The sequence below is a fragment of the Microbacterium sp. F51-2R genome (genome assembly GCF_052180235.1).
Taxonomy (GTDB): Bacteria; Actinomycetota; Actinomycetes; order Actinomycetales; family Microbacteriaceae; genus Microbacterium.
This window is the reverse complement of the sequence record NZ_CP197470.1, coordinates 2,800,893-2,819,463: the sequence shown is the minus strand read 5'-3', so window position 1 is coordinate 2,819,463 and position 18,571 is coordinate 2,800,893. Positions and strand designations below refer to the sequence as shown.

The following is an 18,571-nucleotide window of genomic DNA, read 5'->3' as shown; positions in this document are numbered from 1 at the left end:
TCCTCCCGTCGCGCGACCCAGAGCAGAACAAGGAAAGGAAAGACAACGTGCAGATCGTTGAGAGCATCGACCTCGACGTCCCCGTGACGACGGCGTACAACCAGTGGACGCAGTTCGAGAGCTTCCCGCACTTCCTCAAGGAGGTCGAGTCGATCACCCAGATCGATGAGACCCACAATCACTGGAAGGTCAAGGTCGGCGGTTTCGAGCGCGAGTTCGACGCCGAGATCACCGAGCAGCACCCGGATGAGCGCGTCGCCTGGAAGAGCGTGGGCGGCGACACCGCGCACGCCGGCGTCGTGACGTTCCACCGCCTCGACGACGCGCAGACGCGTGTCACAGTGCAGATCGACTGGGAGCCGAGCGACCTGCTCGAGAAGTTGGGCGCCGTCGTCCACGCTCCCCAGCACGCCGTCAAGAAGGACCTCGACAACTTCAAGGAGTTCATCGAGGGACGCGGCGGCGAGACCGGCGCGTGGCGCGGCGACGTCGAGGCCGGCACGGGTGCCGTCCGCGACGGCGACTCGTCCGGCGTCGCCGGCACCGGCACCGGCACGAGCGCCGGCACCCTGCGCAACGGCGGCTCGGCCACCGGCACGGGCGCCGCAGACGCGACGGGCCTCCCGCCGAGCGGCACCGGTTCCACCGGAGTCTGACCTGACGACGAGCCGGCGCTGCCCCATCGGGCAGCGCCGGCTCGTTGCTGTGTGCGCACCGTCCCGCGCCGCACGTCCGGTGAGACGGCCGGTGGCGCGACGGTCCGTCAGGCGAGCCGCGCCACCACGGCTTCCCACGGGCGGAGGGTCAGCGCGCCTCCGCCGGACAGTCCACTGTCGGGATAGTTGCCCAGGACGAGCCGCGCGCCGGCGAGATCGACGCCGAGGTCGACCGTGCGCTCGTGGCCGCGGAAGTTCGCGGCCACGACGAGCCGCTCGTCGCCGAGGGTCCGTGTGAAGGCGTAGATGTCGGGGTCCTCGGCGAGCAGCAGTGCGAAGTCGCCGAACCGCACGACCGCCTCGTCGTGACGCAGCGCGATGAGGCGTCGGTAGTGATGGAAGACGGATGCCTCCTCCCCCCGCTCGGCCTCGGCGTTGATGCTGCGGTGGTTGGCGTTCACCGCGATCCACGGCGTGCCCGCCGTGAATCCGGCCTGGCGCGAGGCATCCCACTGCACCGGCGTGCGGGCGTTGTCACGGCTGCCCTCCGCGAGGCCCTTGAGCAGCTGGTCGTCGCTCACGTGGCCGAGCGCGCGCGCCTGCGCGACGTACCGGAGCGACTCGATGTCGCGGTAGTCGTCGAACGACGTGAAGTGGGCGTTGGTCATGCCGAGCTCTTCGCCCTGATAGACGTAGGGCGTGCCGCGGTGCAGATGCAGGACGGTCGCGAGCATCGTCGCGGACTCCCGGCGGTACTCGCCGTCGTCGCCGAAACGCGAGACGATGCGCGGCTGATCGTGGTTCTCCCAATAGAGGGAGTTCCACCCGGCGCTCTGCAGACCGGTCTGCCACCGTGCCATCGTCGACTTGAGCTCCCGCAGATCCAGCGGGACGACGTCGAAGCGTCCCGCGGGGCCGTGGTCGAGGCCCATGTGCTCGAAGGTGAAGATCATGTCGAGCTCGTTGCGCGCGGGATCGGTGAGGAGACGCCCGTCCTCGATCGTCGCGCCGGGCGTCTCGCCCACGAGCAGCAGCCCGTGGCGACGGCCGTCGAACACCGCGTGGTGCATCTCCTGCAGGAACTCGTGCAGGCGCGGACCGTTCATGGTGCTGGGGCTCGCGTCGCCGTAGGGACCGACCGAGACGATTCCGTCGGCGAGACCGCCGTCGGGGCCGACCCGCTTGGAGATGAGGTTGATGACGTCCATCCGGAAGCCGTCGACTCCGCGGTCGAGCCACCAGCGCATCATGGCGTAGACGGCCTCGCGCACCTCGGGGTTCTCCCAGTTGAGGTCGGGCTGCTTGCGGCTGAAGAGGTGGAGGTAGTACTCGCCGGTCGCCTCGTCCCAGGCCCAGGTGGGCCCCGAGAAGAACGAGCCCCAATTCGTGGGCTCGGCACCCGCCTCGCCCGCGACCATGCCGCGCCGCGCGGGGCGCCACCAGTACCAGTCGCGCTTGGGGCTGTCCTTCGACGAGCGTGACTCGACGAACCACGGATGCTCGTCGCTGGTGTGGTTGACGACGAGGTCCATGACGACCTTGATGCCGCGGTCGTGGAGCGCCGCGACGACCTCGTCGAAGTCCTCGAGGGTGCCGAAGAGCGGATCGATGTCCTGGTAGTCGCTGATGTCGTAGCCGTTGTCGTCCTGCGGGCTGCGGTACATCGGCGAGAACCACACGACGTCCACGCCGAGCTCGACGAGATGGTCGATGCGCTGCAGCACGCCGCGCAGGTCGCCGATGCCGTCGCCGTCGGAGTCCTGGAACGACCGCGGGTAGATCTGGTAGACGACGGCCCCCGTCCACCAGGGCGCCGTCGCCGGGTCGAGGAGCGGGTTGGTCGAGCTCATGAGATTCCTTCCGCCGTGCGGTGGGTGTACGAGTCGGCCGCTGCCCCTCGGGGCCGCGGATGCTGCGAGTCAGTCGAGGCGCAGGCGCTCGAGCGCCGCCTGGATGGCGACGGCCGCCGCGCCCCGGGCCCACGCCGTGAAGCCGGTGTCGTCGACGTAGAGCTCGATCGGGTCGGCGCGGGGGTCGCGGTCCGCGTCGATCGCGGCGCGGATGCGCGCCTCGGCGACGGCGAACAGGCCCATCCCCTCACCGGCGAGGACCGACGCGGGCTGGAGCGAGAGGTTGGCGGCGAGGGCGACGAAGCGACCCAGCGCGTCGGCCGCGGCATCCACCACCGTCTTCGCGGCGGGATCGCCCGCAGCGGCGAGCGCGAGCGCCTCGTCGTAGCCGACGGGACGCTGGAGGGATGCCGAGATCTGGCCCGCGATCGAGCCCGACGCGAGCATCGCCTCGGCGCAGCCGCGGTGCCCCATGTGGCAGACCGGTCCGTGGGCGCTGAGCGGGAGGTGTCCGCCCAGTCCCAGCCCCGCCTCGCGGGAGTGGACGACCTCGCCGTTCACGACGAGCCCGTAGCCGATGCCCGCGCCGATCGTGATGACCGTGAAACCGGGGATGCCGCGGCCGAGCCCGAACCAGCGCTCGGCCTCGGTGAGCGCGACGATGTCGTTCTCGAGCGTGACGGGGACGCCGACCTCCTCTTCGAGGAGCGAGCCGAAGGGCACGTCCTCCCACCCGAGGAAGGGCGCGAATTCGACGGCGGATCCTCGCACGGAGCCGCCGAGAGAGACGCCGACCCCCGCGAGGCCCTCGGCGCCGAGCTCGTCGATGATGGTGCGGAGTTGGGCGGCGACGACGGCGGGAGCGGTGGATTCGAGCGATCTCGTCGCGGAGTGGATGAGGGCTGCTCGCACGTCGGTCGTCACGACGTGCAGCGCCTCGCCCGTGATCTTGACGCCGACGAACCGGCCGAGGCCCGGCGCGATGTCGAGCGGCCGCACCGGACGGCCGACCGAGCCGTCGGCGGAGTCGTCGAGCTCGACGAGCAGGCCGCGATCGAGGAAGGGCTTCGCGAGCCGCGTGAGGCTCGCCGGCGACAGGCTGAGGCGCGACGTGAGAGCGCTGCGCGAGATCGGTCCGTGAATGAGCACGGCTCGCGCGAGGGCTTTCTCGCTGTCGGTCAGCATCCCGTGGTTCCCGTCCATTCGTTTCATCCTGGCACGAATGACCTCGTTCTCCCCGGGGTCAGTCGAGAAAATTACTTCTTGTCCCGTTAATTAGTTCCATGGTAGAACTAAAGCCATGACGCATCCTGATGCCTCGCTCGACGCCGAGCACTCGCCCCTCTTCACCGGTTCCCGCCCCGCCGTGCTCCACCTCCACCGGGGCGGCACGAGCGTCGTCGTCGACCTCGAGGCCGAAGGCGGCCCTGCGATCGTGCACTGGGGCGAGGAGCTGGTCGATTCGACGGCGGAGTCGCTCGCGGGTCTCGCAGTGGCCGCTCGTCCGCAGCGGGTCTCGGGGAACCTCGACGCCACGCCACGCCTCACCGTCGTCGCGACGGCGGCGGGCGGATGGCTCGGCACGCCCGCCCTCGAGGGCCACCGCTCCGGCGCAGGGTTCAGCGCGCTGTTCGAGGTCGCCGGCGTGCAGAGCAACGGCCACCGCGCCGTCCTCGCGCTCGTCGACGCCGAAGCCCGCCTCGCCGCGCAGGTCGAACTGCGCATCGGGGAGAGCGGCCTCTTCCATCAGCGCCTCACCGTCCGCAACGCCGGCGAGACGGCGTACACCGTGCAGACGCTGCAGCTCGCCTTCCCCGTGCCGTGGGACGCGACAGAGCTCCTCGACACGACGGGGCACCACCTCCGCGAGCGCGCGCCGCAGCGCCACGCCTTCACGTTCGGCAGCCACGTGCGCGAGAGCCGCCGCGGCCGCCCCGGCGCCGACGCCAGCCTCCTTCTGGCCGCGGGGCGCCCGGGCTTCGGGTTCGAGACCGGCCGGGTACACGGCATCCATGTCGCCTGGAGCGGCAACCACCGCCTCCTCGCCGAGCGGACCGTGACGGGCGAGTCCTTCCTCATGGGCGGCGAGCTGCTCTCACCCGGCGAGGCGATCCTCGAGCCCGGCGCCTCGCTCGCGTCGCCGTGGGTCATCGGATCGTGGGGCGACGGTCTCACCGAGCTGTCGCACCGCTTCCACGACGAGTGGCGGAGCCGCCCGCAGCACCCCCGCCGCCCCCGTCCCGTGACGCTCAACACGTGGGAGGCGGTCTACTTCGACCACTCGCTCGAGAAGCTCACCGAGCTGGCGGATGCCGCGGCATCCGTCGGCGTCGAGCGCTTCGTCCTCGACGACGGCTGGTTCGCCGGCCGGCGCGACGACACCCGGGGCCTGGGCGACTGGTACGTCGATGCGACCGTGTGGCCCGATGGGCTGCACCCGCTCATCACGCACGTCCGCTCGCTCGGCATGGAGTTCGGCCTGTGGGTCGAGCCCGAGATGGTCAACCCCGACAGCGAGCTCGCCCGGAGCCACCCCGACTGGATCCTCCGCGGCCGCCTCGCGCTGCCGCCGTCGGCGCGGCAGCAGCAGGTGCTCGACCTCGCCCACCCCGAGGCGTACGCGTACATCGCCGAGCGACTCCACGCGATCCTCGAGGAGCACGAGATCGCGTACCTCAAATGGGACCACAACCGCGACCTCGTCGATGCGGGCTCGGGGCCCGAGGGCGTCGCGCGGGTCCACGCGCACACGCTGGCGGTGTACCGGCTCATCGACGAGCTGAAGGCCGCGCATCCGGGCCTGGAGATCGAGAGCTGCGCGTCGGGCGGCGCGCGGGTCGACCTCGGCATCCTCGATCGCACCGACCGCGTGTGGACGAGCGACAGCCTCGATCCCCTCGAGCGGCTCGCCAATCAGCGCTACACGGCCCTCGTCGTGCCGCCCGAGATGCTGGGCATGCACCTCACGAGCCCCGTCGTCCATTCGTCGGGCCGTGCCGTCGGCCTCGACCTCAGTGCCGCCGTCGCCCTCTTCGGCCACTTCGGCATCGAGTGGGACCTCACATCGGCCGACGACGACACCCGCGCACGGGTCGCCGCCTGGATCGCGGTCGCCAAGCGCATCCGCCCGCTCATCGCGACGGGCCGCACGATCGACGTCGACGGCACCGAGCCGGGGATCGACGTGCGCGGGATCGTGGCGGCGGACGCGGCATCCGCTCTCTTCACCATCACGCAGGCCGAGACCTCCGCGGCATATCCCGCCGGGCGGGTGCGGATGCCGGGCCTCGACGCCGCCCGCCGCTACCGCGTCGCGGTGCTGTCGCCGTCGGGTGAGCACGCCGATGCCGCCCAGTCCGTGCTCGAGTGGACGACCTTCCCGACCGTCATGTCCGGGCGCGAGCTCGCAACGATCGGCGTGCGTCCTCCCGTCCAGCTTCCGCAGCACTCGACCGTCGTCGAGCTGACCGCGGTCTCCTGACTCCTGTCCCCCACGCGCAAGGAGGCGCACCACATGAGAACCCATCCACGCCGGATCGCGAGGCTGGCCGCCGTGCTCGCCATCGCGGGCATCGCGGCGGTCACCGGCGGCTGCGCCGCGAACCCCTCCAACGGGGTGACGACCCTGAGCTTCTTCCAGTTCAAGGGCGAGGCGCTCGAGGACTTCAACCAGATCATCGCCGACTTCGAGGCGGAGAACCCCGACATCAAGGTCGTGCAGAACCAGGTGGCCGACGCCGACACGATCATCCGCACGCTGCTGGTCAAAGACAAGGCGCCCGACGTCATCACCCTCAACGCCAACGGCGGCTTCGGAAAGCTCGCCCAGGCGGGGGTGTTCTACGACTTCTCGAACGAGCCGGTGCTGCAGACGATCAACCCCGCGGTCCAGGAGATCCTCGCGCAGCTGGGCAACAAGAAGGGCGAGGTCAACAGCCTCGGCTATGTCAACAACGCCAACGGCGTGATCTACAACCAGGAGATCTTCCAGCAGCAGGGGCTCGAGGTGCCGCAGACGTGGGACGAGCTCATCGCGGTCTGCGACAAGCTGAAGGCCGCCGGCATCACTCCCTTCTACGGGACGCTCGCCGACTCGTGGACCGCCCTCCCGTCGTTCAACGCCCTCGGCGCCTACGCCGCGCAGGACGGGTTCTTCGACAAGATGCGCGCGGAGGGCGAGAAGGTCGGCCCCGACTCGGAGGTGTCGTTCTCGAAGGACTTCGCCGGCGTCATGGACCAGCAGAAGCAGCTGTTCTCGTACATGCAGGACGGATACCGCGGCAAGACCTACGACGACGGGAACGCCGCCTTCGCGAAGGGCGAAGTCGCGATGCTCCTGCAGGGCATCTGGGCCCTCAGCCCCATCAAGTCGATCAACCCCGACATCAAGGCGGGGATCTTCCCCTATCCCGCGACCGATGACCCCGCTGACCGCAAGCTCGTCTCGGGCGTCGACGTCACGGTCACGATGGGCAAGAACACGCCGCACAGGAAAGAGGCGCTGCGCTTCATCGACTACCTCTTCCGCAAGGACGTCATCGAGAAGTTCGCGGCGTCGCAGAACATGGTGCCGTCGGTCAAAGGCGCGAAGCTCTCGGACGATCCGGCGCTCCAGTCGGTGAAGCCCTACTTCGACGAGGGCAAGATCACCGGCTTCATCGATCACCAGATCCCGCCGAGCATCCCGCTCGCCGCGATCGACCAGCAGTTCCTCTTCAGCGGTGACGCGGAGGCAGCCCTGGCCACCCTCGACAGCGAGTGGGCGAAGGTCGCCGCTCGCACGATCCCCGTGACGGGAGAGTGACATGACGACGCTCACCGAGGCCGTACGCGCCTCGTCGACGCCCGGTTCGACGCGCAAGCGCGCCGCCCGCGTGCGCCGCGAGACCACCCGCGCGCCACGCGCCTACTACTGGATGGTCTGGCCGGCGGTCATCGCCTTCGCCTTCTTCCACACCCTGCCCGTGCTGATCGGGATCTTCTTCAGCTTCACGAACTACCCCGGGTACGGCGACTGGGACTTCATCGGCATCTCCAACTACATCAACCTCTTCAAGGACGACCGCGTCCTGCAGGCGTACGGCTTCTCGTTCCTGTTCGCGATCGTCGCGACCGTGCTCACGAACGCCATCTCGCTCGCGATCGCGCTGGGACTCAACGCCAAGATCAAGGCGCGAAACTTCTGGCGCGGCGTGTACTTCGTGCCGTACGTCCTCGCGATCCTCGTGATCGGCTACGTGTTCCAGTTCTTCTTCTCGAACTCGCTGCCGAAGATCCTGTCGGGGATCCCGCTGTTCGCCGACAACATCCTCACCAACGAGACGTGGGCGTGGACGGCGATCGTGGCCCTGGCCGTGTGGCAGGCGTGCGCCTTCTCGATCATCATCTATCTCTCCGGACTCCAGACGATCCCCGGCGAGCTCTACGAAGCGGCATCCCTCGACGGCGCGTCATCCGCGCGGCAGTTCACCTCGATCACCTTCCCGCTCATCAGCGCGTTCTTCACGATCAACATCGTGCTGAGCCTCAAGGGTTTCCTGCAGGTCTTCGACCCGATCGTCGCCCTCACCAACGGCGGCCCCGGCACGTCGACGGAGTCCGTGACGCTGCTCATCTTCCGGGGCGGCTTCTCGGGCGGCGAGTTCGCCTACCAGACGGCGAACGCCGTGGTGTTCTTCATCGTCATCACGGTCGTCTCGCTCTTCCAGTTCCGGGTCCTTCAGCGCAGAGAGGCCGACTTCTGATGACCACCATGACCAACACCGCCCTGCAGCTCGAGCAGCCCGCCGACGCGATCGAGCCGCGCCGCCGGTTCCTGCGCCGTCGCCCCTCGGAGGACGACGACACCCGCAAGACCAACTGGTGGGCGACCGCGCTCATCGCGGTCTGCTCGCTCACGGTGCTCGTGCCGCTGTACCTCGCGGTCGTCGTCGCGCTCAAGACTCCCGACCAGCTGACCGAGGGCACGGGATTCGAATGGCCGAACCCGGTCAACTGGGGCAACTTCGCCGAGGCCTGGCAGCGCACGAACTTCCCGCAGGCCCTCGCCAACACGGCGTTCATCACCGTCGGGTCGGTCGTCTTCACGCTGCTGACGAGCTCGATCGTCGCCTACGCGCTCGCCCGCAACATGCACCGGCCGTTCTTCAAGGGCGTGTTCTTCTACCTGCTGGCGGCGCTGTTCATCCCGTTCCCGATCATCATGCTGCCGCTGGTCAAGCAGACGGCGATCCTGGGGCTCGACAACCAGGTCGGGATGATCATCCTGTACACCGTCTACGGCCTGTCGCTGAACATCTTCATCTACACGGCCTTCATCCGCTCGATCCCGATCGAGCTCGAGGAGGCCGCCCGGATCGACGGCGCGAGCACGTGGCGCGTCTTCTGGTCGGTGATCTTCCCGCTCCTCATGCCGATGAACGCGACGGTCGGCATCCTCACGTGCGTGTGGGCGTGGAACGACTTCATCATGCCGCTGGTCGTGCTGACCGATCCGTCGGCGCGCACCCTGCCGCTCGCGCAGTACGTCTTCCAGGGGCAGTTCAACACCGACTACACGGTGGCGTTCGCCTCGTACCTCATGGCGATGGCTCCCCTGCTGATCGTCTACATCTTCAGCCAGCGCTGGGTCATCTCCGGCGTCACGCGGGGCTCCATCAAGTAGTACTGCGGCAGGTACAGGCGACGGATGCCGCGACCGGGCGCAGGTCGCGGCATCCGTCGTGTCTGTGTCAGCCGCAGGACTTCGCGGCGTAAGCGACGCGCGTCGTCGCCGGGGCGCCGGAACCCGTGGCGGTGACCTCGAGGCTCCCGGCAGCGGTCTGCGCGAGGCGCGTCGAGAACGCGGCCGAGACGGTCTTGCCGGGGGCGACCGTCGCGAACGACTTCGACCCGAACGGGCTCGTGATCCCGATCGCGAGAGGCGCGGCATCCGTATTGGTGACGGATGCCACGACCGTGACCTTGCCCGCGACGCAGCGAGTCGCGACCGACGCCTCGACGGGCGCGGCGGCTGCCGGCGCCGCGGCGAGCGTTCCCGTCACCTGGATCTCGGGGATCTTGAGGTAGGTCGCCGGCGTCGCGAAGGTCAGGCGCACCGCCGTCGCGACGACGGGCGTGAAGCCCGCCGACGTCTGGGTGCCGTTCGCCGCGATCGCGACGGCCTTCGCGGTCGTGTCGTGCCAGCGCCCGTCGATGCCGCGGTAGGCGACCGAGACCGTCGTGGGCGAGCCCTCGGTGTTGGTGAACGCCACCGACGAGACCTCATAGGCCGTGCCCGTCGCGAGGGTGAAGTCGACCGCGGTGCGCGAGGCGAGCGAGCCCGCCCATGTCGACCACGGCGTGCTCGCCGAGCCGTCGCAGGCGTTCGTCGCGGGGAACGTCTCCCACTCCGTCTGCGAGAAGGTCGCAGAGACGCTCGCACCGGGCACGCGGCAGACGTTGCCGCCCTGCGCCGCGGCGCCCTGGATCTGCACCTCGGAGATCGACTGCCACACGTTCGTCTCGGAGTGCAGCTGCAGGCGGATCCCCGTCGTCGCGGGCAGCCCCGACACATCCAGCGTCGCGACCGGCGCGGTCGTGGCGGTCTGGTCGAGCGTCGCGCTGACCTGGGTGTCGACCCAGGCACCGTTCGCCTTGTACTGCACGGCGACCGTGGAGGGCCACGAGGCCGTGCCGTCGCGGTAGGTGTGCACGAGGATCTTCTGCAGGCGCTGCGCCGAGGCCCAGTCGAAGGCGAGCCAGCTGTCGCGCGGGAAGACGCCGCCGCCGACCCAGTCGTCCCACCCCTTGCCCTTGACGTTCCGATCGACGACGGTGCGGGCGAGATCCTGCCGGCTCGAGGCCGTCACGGTCGCACCAGGTGCGACGTCGGCGACGCCGTAGTCCCACACGTCGACGGTGCGCGTCACACGCCGGCCGGGGCCGAAGTCGGCGTCGGCGGCGAGGAGCCCGGTCACGGTCGTCGTGCCGAGCGCGTCGAACGACGCGTTCCACTGCACTGCGACGTCTCGCACCTGCCCGTCGACCTCGACCTTCAGCGACGGCGGCAGCGCGTCGGCGGGCGCGGATCCGAGCCGGACGGCCTCGGGGATCGAGGCATCCGCGAGCCGCCAGATCTTCGCGCCGAGACCCTTGTCGTCCCAGTACGACCGGTCCCACCCCGAACCCCAGCGCGCGGGGTCTTCCGCCGCGGGATTGCGCATCTCGAGCGCCCCGTCGGCGACGACCGTGATCGGCAGCCAGACGTAGGTCGAGTCGGACTTGCCCTCGTTCCACCGGTCGCCCATGTAGACGTACTGCCCGGGGCCGAGCGTGAGCACGTTCGTCGACTGCGAGCCGAACGTCGTGCGGCGCGCGTCGCCGATCGAGAGGAGACCGTCGCCGCCCTCGGGGAGCGAGTTGTAGGCGACGTTCTCGTACGGGTCGCCGGCCTTCACGCCGCGGATCCAGCTGCCGAGCAGGTCGTCGGCGCTGTAGTACGTCTGCGGATTGGGGGCCCATCCCGTCGCGCCCGAGGCGATCACGTAGTACTTGCCGCCGTGCGCGAACATGGCGGGCGCCTCGAGGTGCCCGCATTCCTTGACGATCTGGAAGTCGACGCCGCGCACGGGGGCGTCGGCGGTGCCGTCGGCGAAGAGGTGCGGATAGCGGCCGCTCTCGGAGTACTGGAACGTGTAGCTTCCGCTCGCACCGAACGAGCCCGCGCGCACCGGGTCGGTGGTGCTCGTGTGCTCGAGGTTCGTGTAGTCGTCGTCGAGCTTCGCGACATAGAGGGAGTAGTTCTCCTCGGACGAGTAGGCGATGTAGGCCGAGCCGTCGGCATCCTGGAACACCGTCATGTCGCGCGCCTGCCCTGGGACCGCGCTCGAGGTGCACGCCCGGTAGTCGGAGCGGTTGTAGAGCCGGTAGGCGCCGGTCATCTTGAAGGGGCCGGCCGGGCTGTCCGCGACCGCGACCGCAGCCATCGAGCGCGCGTACATCGACCCGCCCGGCGACGTGCGCCCGTCGGCGTGCCACCACATGACCCACTTGCCGGTCTCGGCGTTGTGGAGCACCTTGGGCCGCTCGAAGATCGCGGTGTAGGTCCAGTTCTGATCGGTGTTGAGGTAGTACGACAGCGACTGCACGAGGTCGGTCCTGGGCTGACCCGCACCGTCGAGCGTGCCGTAGAGGTCGACGAAGTAGGGGTCGGTCGTCAGTTGCGCGCTGCTGGAGACACCGCGCAGCGCCGTGCCGAGGTTCTCCCAGTTGCGGGTGTCGGTCGAGCGATAGACCGAGACGCCCGGGCTGCCGTAGTAGCCGTTCGTTCGGTCTTCGCCGTACCAGTAGTAGACGGTCTCGCCGTTCTCCTCGGTCGTGACGATCTGCCCGCCGTGCGCCTGGATGTGCCGCCCCTGCGTGTCGTACCAGAACGGCTGGAAGTAGGTCGACGAGCCCGAGCCGGGGTCGGCGATGGGCTCGTAGTCGTCGTAGGCGGGCGCGGGGTCGATGCGCGGCACGCCGTCGGCCGGGTCGGTCACGACGGCGGCGGTGGTCACGGCCGCCGGGGTGACGGCGGTGGTGGCAGGGGCCGGGCTCGCGGCGGAGGCCGCAGCGGGGGCGGAGGCGGCGACGGACGAGACGAGGAGCGCCCCGATCGCCCAGGTCGCAGCGGTGCGGAGGTGGGTCATGGCGGTGTTCCTTCACGGATGGGTGCGGGAGGGGCAGGGGGACGGATGCCGCGACCCGGCCGGTTCGGCACCGGCCGGGTCGCAGCATCCGTCCTCACTTCACGCGCTCAGCCGCACGAGGACGCCTCGAACGCCGTCGTGATGGGGTCGGGAGTCGAGCCCGACGCGTCCTTCGGCAGCGTCAGGGTCATCTCCCCCGCCGGGATCGACGCCTGACGGGTCGACAGGGCGAACGACGTCGACTTGCCGACGGCGAGTCCGTCGATCTGCTTCGTGCCCCACGGCGTCGCGAGCGAGCCGCTGAGCTTCGCATCGCTCTTGTTCGTCACCGTCGCGACCGCCACGACCTTGCCCGCGACACAGCGCGTGGCCACCGAGAGGCCGGCGGGCGGCGTCACGTTCTCGACCGCGAGCCACGAGATGACGGGCTTCTCGGCACCGGCCCCCTCGTTCGTCACGACGTACTCGACGGTCGCCGGGGCGTCCAGCGTGAACGTCAGGTCGGCCGCGAGCGGAGTGTTGGAGCCCGACAGCGGCACGCTGCCCTTGGCGAGCTCGACGCCGCCGACCGACACCGTCTGGTACATCGACCGGCTAAGATTCCACCACTCGGTGAATCCGCCCGTCAGGGTGTACGTGCCGGCGTCGAGGGGCAGCCGGTAGACGAGCTTCGTCGTGTCCTGGTAGAGACCCGTCGAGTACTTGTCGTTGATGTCGGTCGTGCCCTTGACCTTCATGCCGTCGGCGACATAGCCCCACTGGTCGGCCGAGGTCGAGACCTGGTCGATCTTGTCGTTGCGCAGCGTCGGCACCGACTTCTTCACGGCGGCGTACTGCGGCGAATCCGCGCCGTTCGTGCCGGAGTCGATGTAGTAGACCAGGCGCGACGGGATGATCTCGTACGCCGCCACGACCTGCTGGCCGCTCTCGGTGAGGCGTCCGGTGACCGTGAGCTTGGCGTACTCGGCACGGGGCTGGGCGACGGATGCCTCGTCCCACGTGACCGCCGTCGCGGTGCCCGCGACGTCGACCTTCGCGGGTAGCGGCTGCTTCAGACCGAGCGCCCCCTGCACGCCGAGGTCACGCGGCATCGTCTGGACGTAGGCGAGTGCGAGACGGGCGTTGTAGCCGCTCGTGCCGTTCGTGCCGAATTCGAGATCGACGACGCCCGCCGTGTCGAGCGTGACCGACTGCGCGACCGGCGTGGCCGCTCCCGTCGAGACGGCGGTCTTCGTCGACGTCTTCCCCGCGGCCTTGACCGTGGCGTACACGTTGGTCGTGAGACCCGCGCGCGGCGCCTGCACGCCGACGATGTTGTACGTGCCGGCGGGCAGGGTGAGGTGGTACGTGATCGGCTTGTTGTAGTCCGCACCGAGGTAAGACGAGCCCCAGTCCGCCGGAGTGCCGGCGGCGGCGGTGGCGGACGCGGTGGAGTAGCCCCACGTCGTGCCGGCCGTCGTGCCGTCCCACTTCTGGTCGCTCGTGGCGTTGAGCAGGTTCGGGAACGCGCTCTTCACGGCCGAGTAGACCGAGCCGGCCGGGGCGCCCGAGGAGCCCGAGTCGATGAAGTACGTCAGATCGGCCGGGACGACGACGACCGTCGCGCTGAAGCGCTGGTACACGCCCGCGCTCGTCTTGTCGGTCGTGCGCCCCGTCGCCGCGAACGAGGCGAGTTCGGCCGTGCTCTTGGCGGCGTCGACCGAGGAGAGGCTCCACGTGACCTTCGCATCGGCCCCCGCGATCGGCAGCTTCGCCGGGAGCGTGCGCTCGCGCGAGGTGACCGTCACGACGCCGAGGTCGACGACGTCGGCGCTCACGTCCTTGGGTGTGAGGCGGTCGGTCGCCGCCGAGAGCCGCGACGCGAGCGCCGCAGCACCCTCGACGTCGAGCCCGTAGGCGACGGGGTCGGCGACCGCGGCCTTCGCGTCGGCGAGCACCGCGGCGAAGACGGCCCACGAGTCGGTGCTGTAGTCCGACTCGGCGAGGCCCTTCACGGAGTCGACGAGAGCCGAGAGCGCGGTCGTGTCGACCTTCGCCGAGTCGGCGTTGGCCTTCACGACGCCGACGGCGTCGACGTTGATCGCCTGCGTGTTCGCGGTCTTGATGACGACCGTGTGCGCGCCGTTCGCAAGGCCGCGCAGCATGTAGGCCGTGCGTTCGCTGCCCGCGCTGTACGTCGGGGCCGCCACCACGATCTGCACGCCGTCGACCACGACGTCGAGCGTCGGCGTGCCGGAGTTCGTCCCGATGATGTCGAGGCCCGTGCCCGTGAAGGCGTAGGTCAGGGCCGCGCCCTTCGCCGTGCTCTTGGAGGCCGTCCGCTGCCACTCGAACATGCCCTGACCGTTGACATGGCTCCACGCCGCGTCGAAGTCGAGCACCTTCTTCGAGGTGTCCGCCCAGCTCGTCTGATGCATGCCGTCGATGACGTCGGAGTAGTACGGCGTGTAGCCGGCCACAGGAACGACCTGGAGGTTGTCGAACTGCACGAAGCTGAAGCTCGACCCGAGCTGGATCCGGCCCGTCGCCTGCGGCGCGGGATCGGTGTACGTCGCGACCTGCACGCCGTTGACGGATGCCGTGTACACGGCGCCCGCGACGGTGACGGCGATCTTGTTCCACACGCCGGCGCCGGTCTTGAACGAGGCGGCCGCCGGGACGGTGCCGCTGGAGACGGTCGCGCCGAAGCGCATGAAGCTCCAGGCTCCCGCGGGGTCGATCTTGAACTCCGCCGCAGAGACGCTCTGGCCGTTGGCCGTGCCGCCCTGCTCGCGTGCGCCGATGGTCGCGTACTGGGATCCGGATGCTTCGAACAGCACGTCGGCCGAGACGGTGTAGTTCGCCCAGCGGGCGTCGCCGATCGTCGTCTTGGGGTCGCCGCTGTTCCAGGCGCTGCCGGCCATGCCGGGGCCGACCTGCTGACGCAGCACGCGGCCGTGCGCGGCATCCGTCGACGCGACCGACTCGAACGCCCCGTTCGTGTCGTTCGTGTAGCGCGGCGTCGCGCCGTTGTCCTCCCCCTGCACCGCGGGGGTGCCGGCGGGCTTGGCCTTGCCACCGCGCGCGTCGACGAAGGACTCGCCCGAGTCGACGAGCTGCTTCGTGTCGGGGTCGTAGCCCTTGATGTCGCCGAGGCCGGCGTAGTCGAAGTCGTCGGCGTAGAGCGTGCCGTCGTCGGTCACGCCGTTGACGCTGCCCGTCGCATCGGTGTCGAGCACGTCACGGCCGCCATCGGCATCCGTGTACTCCTTCGAGCTCGGCAGCGAGCTGCCGTACCCGGCCTTCGCCACGAGGGTGCCGTCCTGGCGGGCGGTCGCCTGGTCGAGCGAGGTCGCCGTGACGGTCGACCAGGGCTTCACGGTCACCGAGTACGTGCCGGTGCCGTCGGACGCGAGCTCGGCGACGGGCTGCAGGTAGTTCGCGTCATATGCCTCTCCCGCATCGGCGGCCCGCGTCTCCCACACCTCGACGGTCTGGTCGGCGCCGAGGTCGAGGTCTTTCGCCGTGATCCGGTAGGTCTTGGTGAACTTGCTGTCGTTGACGATGACGGTGGAGAAGTCGCTCGCGTCGGGGGCGGCGAGCGTCGTGTACGAGGCGCCGCCGGCGCGGGCGCCGCTCGGCGGGTTGCCCGTGCCCAGCTCGCTGCCCGAAGCCTTCGGGATCGCGCGCCAGATGCCCGCGGTGTTGTCGTCGTTCTCCCACCCGAGCGTGGCGAACTGCGTGAACTGCTCGAGCACGGCGAGGCCGCCGTCGTAGTACATCCACCCCGACCACGGGTCGCGGGCGTTGACCAGCTCCTTCGACGAGTACTGGAACCCGTCGTAGAACGACCCGATGGCGGGCTGGAAGATGTTCATCGTGCGCCGCGAGGCGTTGAACCCCGTCGTGATCCAGTTGCCCATCTCGAGGGCGCTGTTCGTGCCGCCGAACTTCGTGCCGAAGCCGCCCTGCTCGTCGCTGGCGTTGTTGTTCGGCCGGTCGGCGGAGCTCGAGAAGGTCGACTGACCCTCGGAGTTCCACACCTCGCGGTCGAGCTGCTCGGCGATCTTCTTCATGTTGCCGGCGCTGTCGTCGGCGCTGGAGTAGTGGAAGCCGATGATGTCGACGGCGTCGCGCAGCGACGAGTCGGTCGTCGAGGTCATCGCGTTGCCGAGGGCGACCGGCGGCGTGCCGACCGTGTCGCCCGCGATCGTCTGGATGGAGGTGAAGAGCGCCTTCTCCTCCGGCGTCTTGAAGCCGTTGTTGGGGTCGGAGGCGGTCGCACCCTCGTAGCCCTTCGTGTCGCCGCGCACCCAGCCGGCGAAGTCCTTGTAGAGCTGCTGGTCGGGGTTGCCGGTCTCGTTCGCGTCGGGATTGATCGAGTCGACCATGAGGCCGTACTGGCGGTAGGCCGCGAGAACGGTGTTCTTGAACCAGACGTACTGATCGGCGTGGCTCGTGACCCACGTCGGACGGTTCCAGCGCAGCAGGCTCAGGTGGATGTCGCCGTGCGCGACGAGCTGAGCGTCGGCGGCGAGCTGGAAGCCGGGCTCGCGGAGCACGTTGGGGTACTCGTCGCGCGAGCGCATCGTGGCGGCGTTGGGGCCCGTCGAGGTGTTGCGGTCGTTGCCCATCTCGATCTTGACCGTGTTCATGATCGGGTGCTCGCCGCCGAACAGGGTCTCGATGAGCTCCCAGTACTTCTCGGGGTGCTGCGACTTGTAGTCCAGCAGCAGGGCGCTCGTCGAGTTGGCCGACAGCACGCCGAACCCCTTGAACGTGAGTCCGTTGCGGTTCTGCGCCGCCGCCGCGACGTCGGCGCCGTCGATCGTGACGCTCACGGGATCGGCGCCCGCGGCCTGCGCCGCGACCGGCACCGTGAGGGGCGCGGCGATCGCGGCCGCCGTGACGGCGAGGGCCACCGCCGTCCGCATCCGCTGTGATCGCCGTTCGCCCCGGGGACGAGGCATCCTTGCCTGCGACATCTGCGCTCTCCATTCGCATGTGACCTGGGTGCCGCGATCCCGCCTATGGACGCGCCCCGGGCACGGCAACGTGCCCGAGGGCGATTTTTGCGTGTTACCGCGAACTGTGGAACTGATCGAACACATTCGTTCACACTTGAATCATTCCGAACGCAGTTGTAGCCTCAGCGGATGGATGACGCGGCCGACCCTCCTGCCTTCGGCCTCTCGCGGCGCGAGCGCATCCTCGACGAGCTGCGCCGCGCGGGCGCCGTGCGCGTCGCCGACCTCGCGCGCGAACTCGGTGTCGCCGAGCTCACGATCCGGCGCGACATCAGCCACCTCGCCGATCGGGGCCTGCTCACCCGCGTGCACGGCGGGGCGACGCTGCGCAGCCGCCTCGACACGACCGTGCCCGTCGCGGCGGCGGCCGCGGCCCCCATCCGCTACCGCGTGGGCATGGTGACGCCCTCGCTCAGCTACTACTGGCCGCACATCATCGTCGGCGCGCGGGCGGCCGCGACCGAGCTCGGCGTGCAGCTGATCCTCCGCGGCGCGAGCTACTCCGTCGACGACCAGCGGCGCCAGATCGCCTCACTCGTCGAGTCGGGGAGCCTCCACGGACTCATCGCCGCGCCCGAGACGGCGGGGGCCGACGGGCACGCGCTCCTCCAGTGGCTCGAGTCGCTGCCGATCCCCGTCGTGCTCGCCGAGCGCCGGGCCCCCTCGGCGCTCGCACTCACGCGCCTGGAGTGGGTGACGACCGACCACGTCTTCGGCGGCTCGCTCGCCGCCGATCATCTGGCCGCGCTCGGCCATCGCCGCGTCGGGATCATCACGTCGTCGGGCTCGCCGACGTCGTTCCACCTGCGCCGGGGCTGGGACCGCGCCGTCGCCGAGCTTGGCCTGGAATGCCCCGTCGACGTCGACGCGTCGCTCGACGCGATGGACGGCGTCGCACGCGAGGCCCTTATCGCCGACCTCCTCGGCCGCTGCCGGGAGACCGGCACGACCGCTCTCCTCATCCACTCCGACCCGCAGGCCGTGCTGCTTCAGCAGTACGCCCGCGACCACGGCTGGTCGATCCCGCAGGACCTCGCGGTCATCGCCTACGACGACGAGGTCGCCCAGAGCGCAGAACCGCCCATCACGGCCCTGCGCCCGCCGAAGCAGCACGTCGGCCGGCTCGCCGTCGAGACAATGGTCGACCGGCTCGGCGACGGGCCGCGGCGCCCCGTGCAGCGCACGTACGTGCTGCCGGAGCTGCAGCTGCGGGAGTCCACGGCGCCCCCCGGCGTCGGCTGACCGGGGCTCGCCCTGCGGGGGTGCGTCGGGACCCGGCATCCGTCGCCCGCCCGCCCTTCCTGCCCGCCCCCCTTCCCGCCCGCGCCCTCTCCCGCCCCGTGCGCGTCCATCCGACCCGTGCGCGCCCTTTTCGCCCGCCACCGCGT

General features: G+C 69.9%; 9 protein-coding genes and 1 pseudogene. 6 read left to right on the top strand and 4 right to left on the bottom strand.

Annotation, left to right across the window (positions count from 1 at the left end; all coding sequences use genetic code 11):
• Positions 1-47 precede the first annotated feature (47 nt).
• Positions 48-497, top strand: a pseudogene (locus ACSBPH_RS12335) (SRPBCC family protein); the annotation flags it as partial.
• 266 nt (positions 498-763) lie between these two features.
• Here ACSBPH_RS12335 and ACSBPH_RS12330 read toward each other — a convergent pair.
• Positions 764-2,506 (bottom strand): glycoside hydrolase family 13 protein, encoded by a 1,743-nt coding sequence (locus ACSBPH_RS12330; RefSeq protein WP_442574625.1) that lies wholly within the window; start codon positions 2,504-2,506, stop codon positions 764-766.
• A 69-nt stretch (positions 2,507-2,575) separates the two neighbouring features.
• Complete coding sequence (locus ACSBPH_RS12325; RefSeq protein ID WP_442574624.1) at positions 2,576-3,709, bottom strand: ROK family protein; 1,134 nt, start codon at positions 3,707-3,709, stop codon at positions 2,576-2,578.
• Between the two features lie 97 nt (positions 3,710-3,806).
• Between ACSBPH_RS12325 and ACSBPH_RS12320 the strand changes: the two genes are divergently transcribed.
• The 4 genes from ACSBPH_RS12320 to ACSBPH_RS12305 are packed head-to-tail and all read left to right on the top strand — an operon-like array spanning position 3,807 to position 9,170.
• Positions 3,807-5,987 carry an alpha-galactosidase gene (locus ACSBPH_RS12320; protein WP_442574623.1) on the top strand — a complete coding sequence of 727 codons (2,181 nt, stop codon included), beginning with the start codon at positions 3,807-3,809 and terminating at the stop codon, positions 5,985-5,987.
• 33 nt (positions 5,988-6,020) lie between these two features.
• Entirely contained in the window at positions 6,021-7,310 is a 1,290-nt protein-coding gene (locus ACSBPH_RS12315; RefSeq protein ID WP_442574622.1) for an ABC transporter substrate-binding protein, read from the top strand.
• A 1-nt stretch (position 7,311) separates the two neighbouring features.
• A complete protein-coding gene (locus ACSBPH_RS12310; protein WP_442574621.1) occupies positions 7,312-8,250 on the top strand; it encodes a carbohydrate ABC transporter permease in 939 nt (312 codons plus the stop codon).
• Positions 8,250-9,170 carry a carbohydrate ABC transporter permease gene (locus tag ACSBPH_RS12305; protein ID WP_442574620.1) on the top strand — a complete coding sequence of 307 codons (921 nt, stop codon included), beginning with the start codon at positions 8,250-8,252 and terminating at the stop codon, positions 9,168-9,170. Before ACSBPH_RS12310 ends, ACSBPH_RS12305 begins: the two co-directional genes overlap by 1 nt.
• 67 nt (positions 9,171-9,237) lie before the next feature.
• On the opposite strand, the gene ACSBPH_RS12300 is transcribed toward ACSBPH_RS12305, so the two are convergent.
• Together ACSBPH_RS12300 and ACSBPH_RS12295 are read right to left on the bottom strand one after the other, a co-directional pair.
• A complete protein-coding gene (locus ACSBPH_RS12300; protein ID WP_442574619.1) occupies positions 9,238-12,177 on the bottom strand; it encodes a discoidin domain-containing protein in 2,940 nt (979 codons plus the stop codon).
• Positions 12,178-12,284: 107 nt separating this feature from the next.
• Entirely contained in the window at positions 12,285-17,078 is a 4,794-nt protein-coding gene (locus ACSBPH_RS12295; protein ID WP_442574618.1) for a family 16 glycoside hydrolase, read from the bottom strand.
• 234 nt (positions 17,079-17,312) lie between these two features.
• Here ACSBPH_RS12295 and ACSBPH_RS12290 point away from each other — a divergent pair, with 234 nt between their 5' ends.
• Positions 17,313-18,425, top strand: a complete 1,113-nt coding sequence (locus ACSBPH_RS12290; protein ID WP_442574617.1) for a substrate-binding domain-containing protein — start codon at positions 17,313-17,315, stop codon at positions 18,423-18,425.
• Positions 18,426-18,571: the final 146 nt, after the last annotated feature.

Excerpts from the sequence above, each read along its gene's own strand:
- ACSBPH_RS12330 (WP_442574625.1), bottom strand. The coding sequence starts at position 2,506 with ATGAGCTCGACCAACCCGCTCCTCGACCCGGCGACGGCGCCCTGGTGG.
- ACSBPH_RS12325 (WP_442574624.1), bottom strand. The coding sequence starts at position 3,709 with ATGGACGGGAACCACGGGATGCTGACCGACAGCGAGAAAGCCCTCGCG.
- ACSBPH_RS12320 (WP_442574623.1), top strand. The coding sequence starts at position 3,807 with ATGACGCATCCTGATGCCTCGCTCGACGCCGAGCACTCGCCCCTCTTC.
- ACSBPH_RS12315 (WP_442574622.1), top strand. The coding sequence starts at position 6,021 with ATGAGAACCCATCCACGCCGGATCGCGAGGCTGGCCGCCGTGCTCGCC.
- ACSBPH_RS12310 (WP_442574621.1), top strand. The coding sequence starts at position 7,312 with ATGACGACGCTCACCGAGGCCGTACGCGCCTCGTCGACGCCCGGTTCG.
- ACSBPH_RS12305 (WP_442574620.1), top strand. The coding sequence starts at position 8,250 with ATGACCACCATGACCAACACCGCCCTGCAGCTCGAGCAGCCCGCCGAC.
- ACSBPH_RS12300 (WP_442574619.1), bottom strand. The coding sequence starts at position 12,177 with ATGACCCACCTCCGCACCGCTGCGACCTGGGCGATCGGGGCGCTCCTC.
- ACSBPH_RS12290 (WP_442574617.1), top strand. The coding sequence starts at position 17,313 with ATGGATGACGCGGCCGACCCTCCTGCCTTCGGCCTCTCGCGGCGCGAG.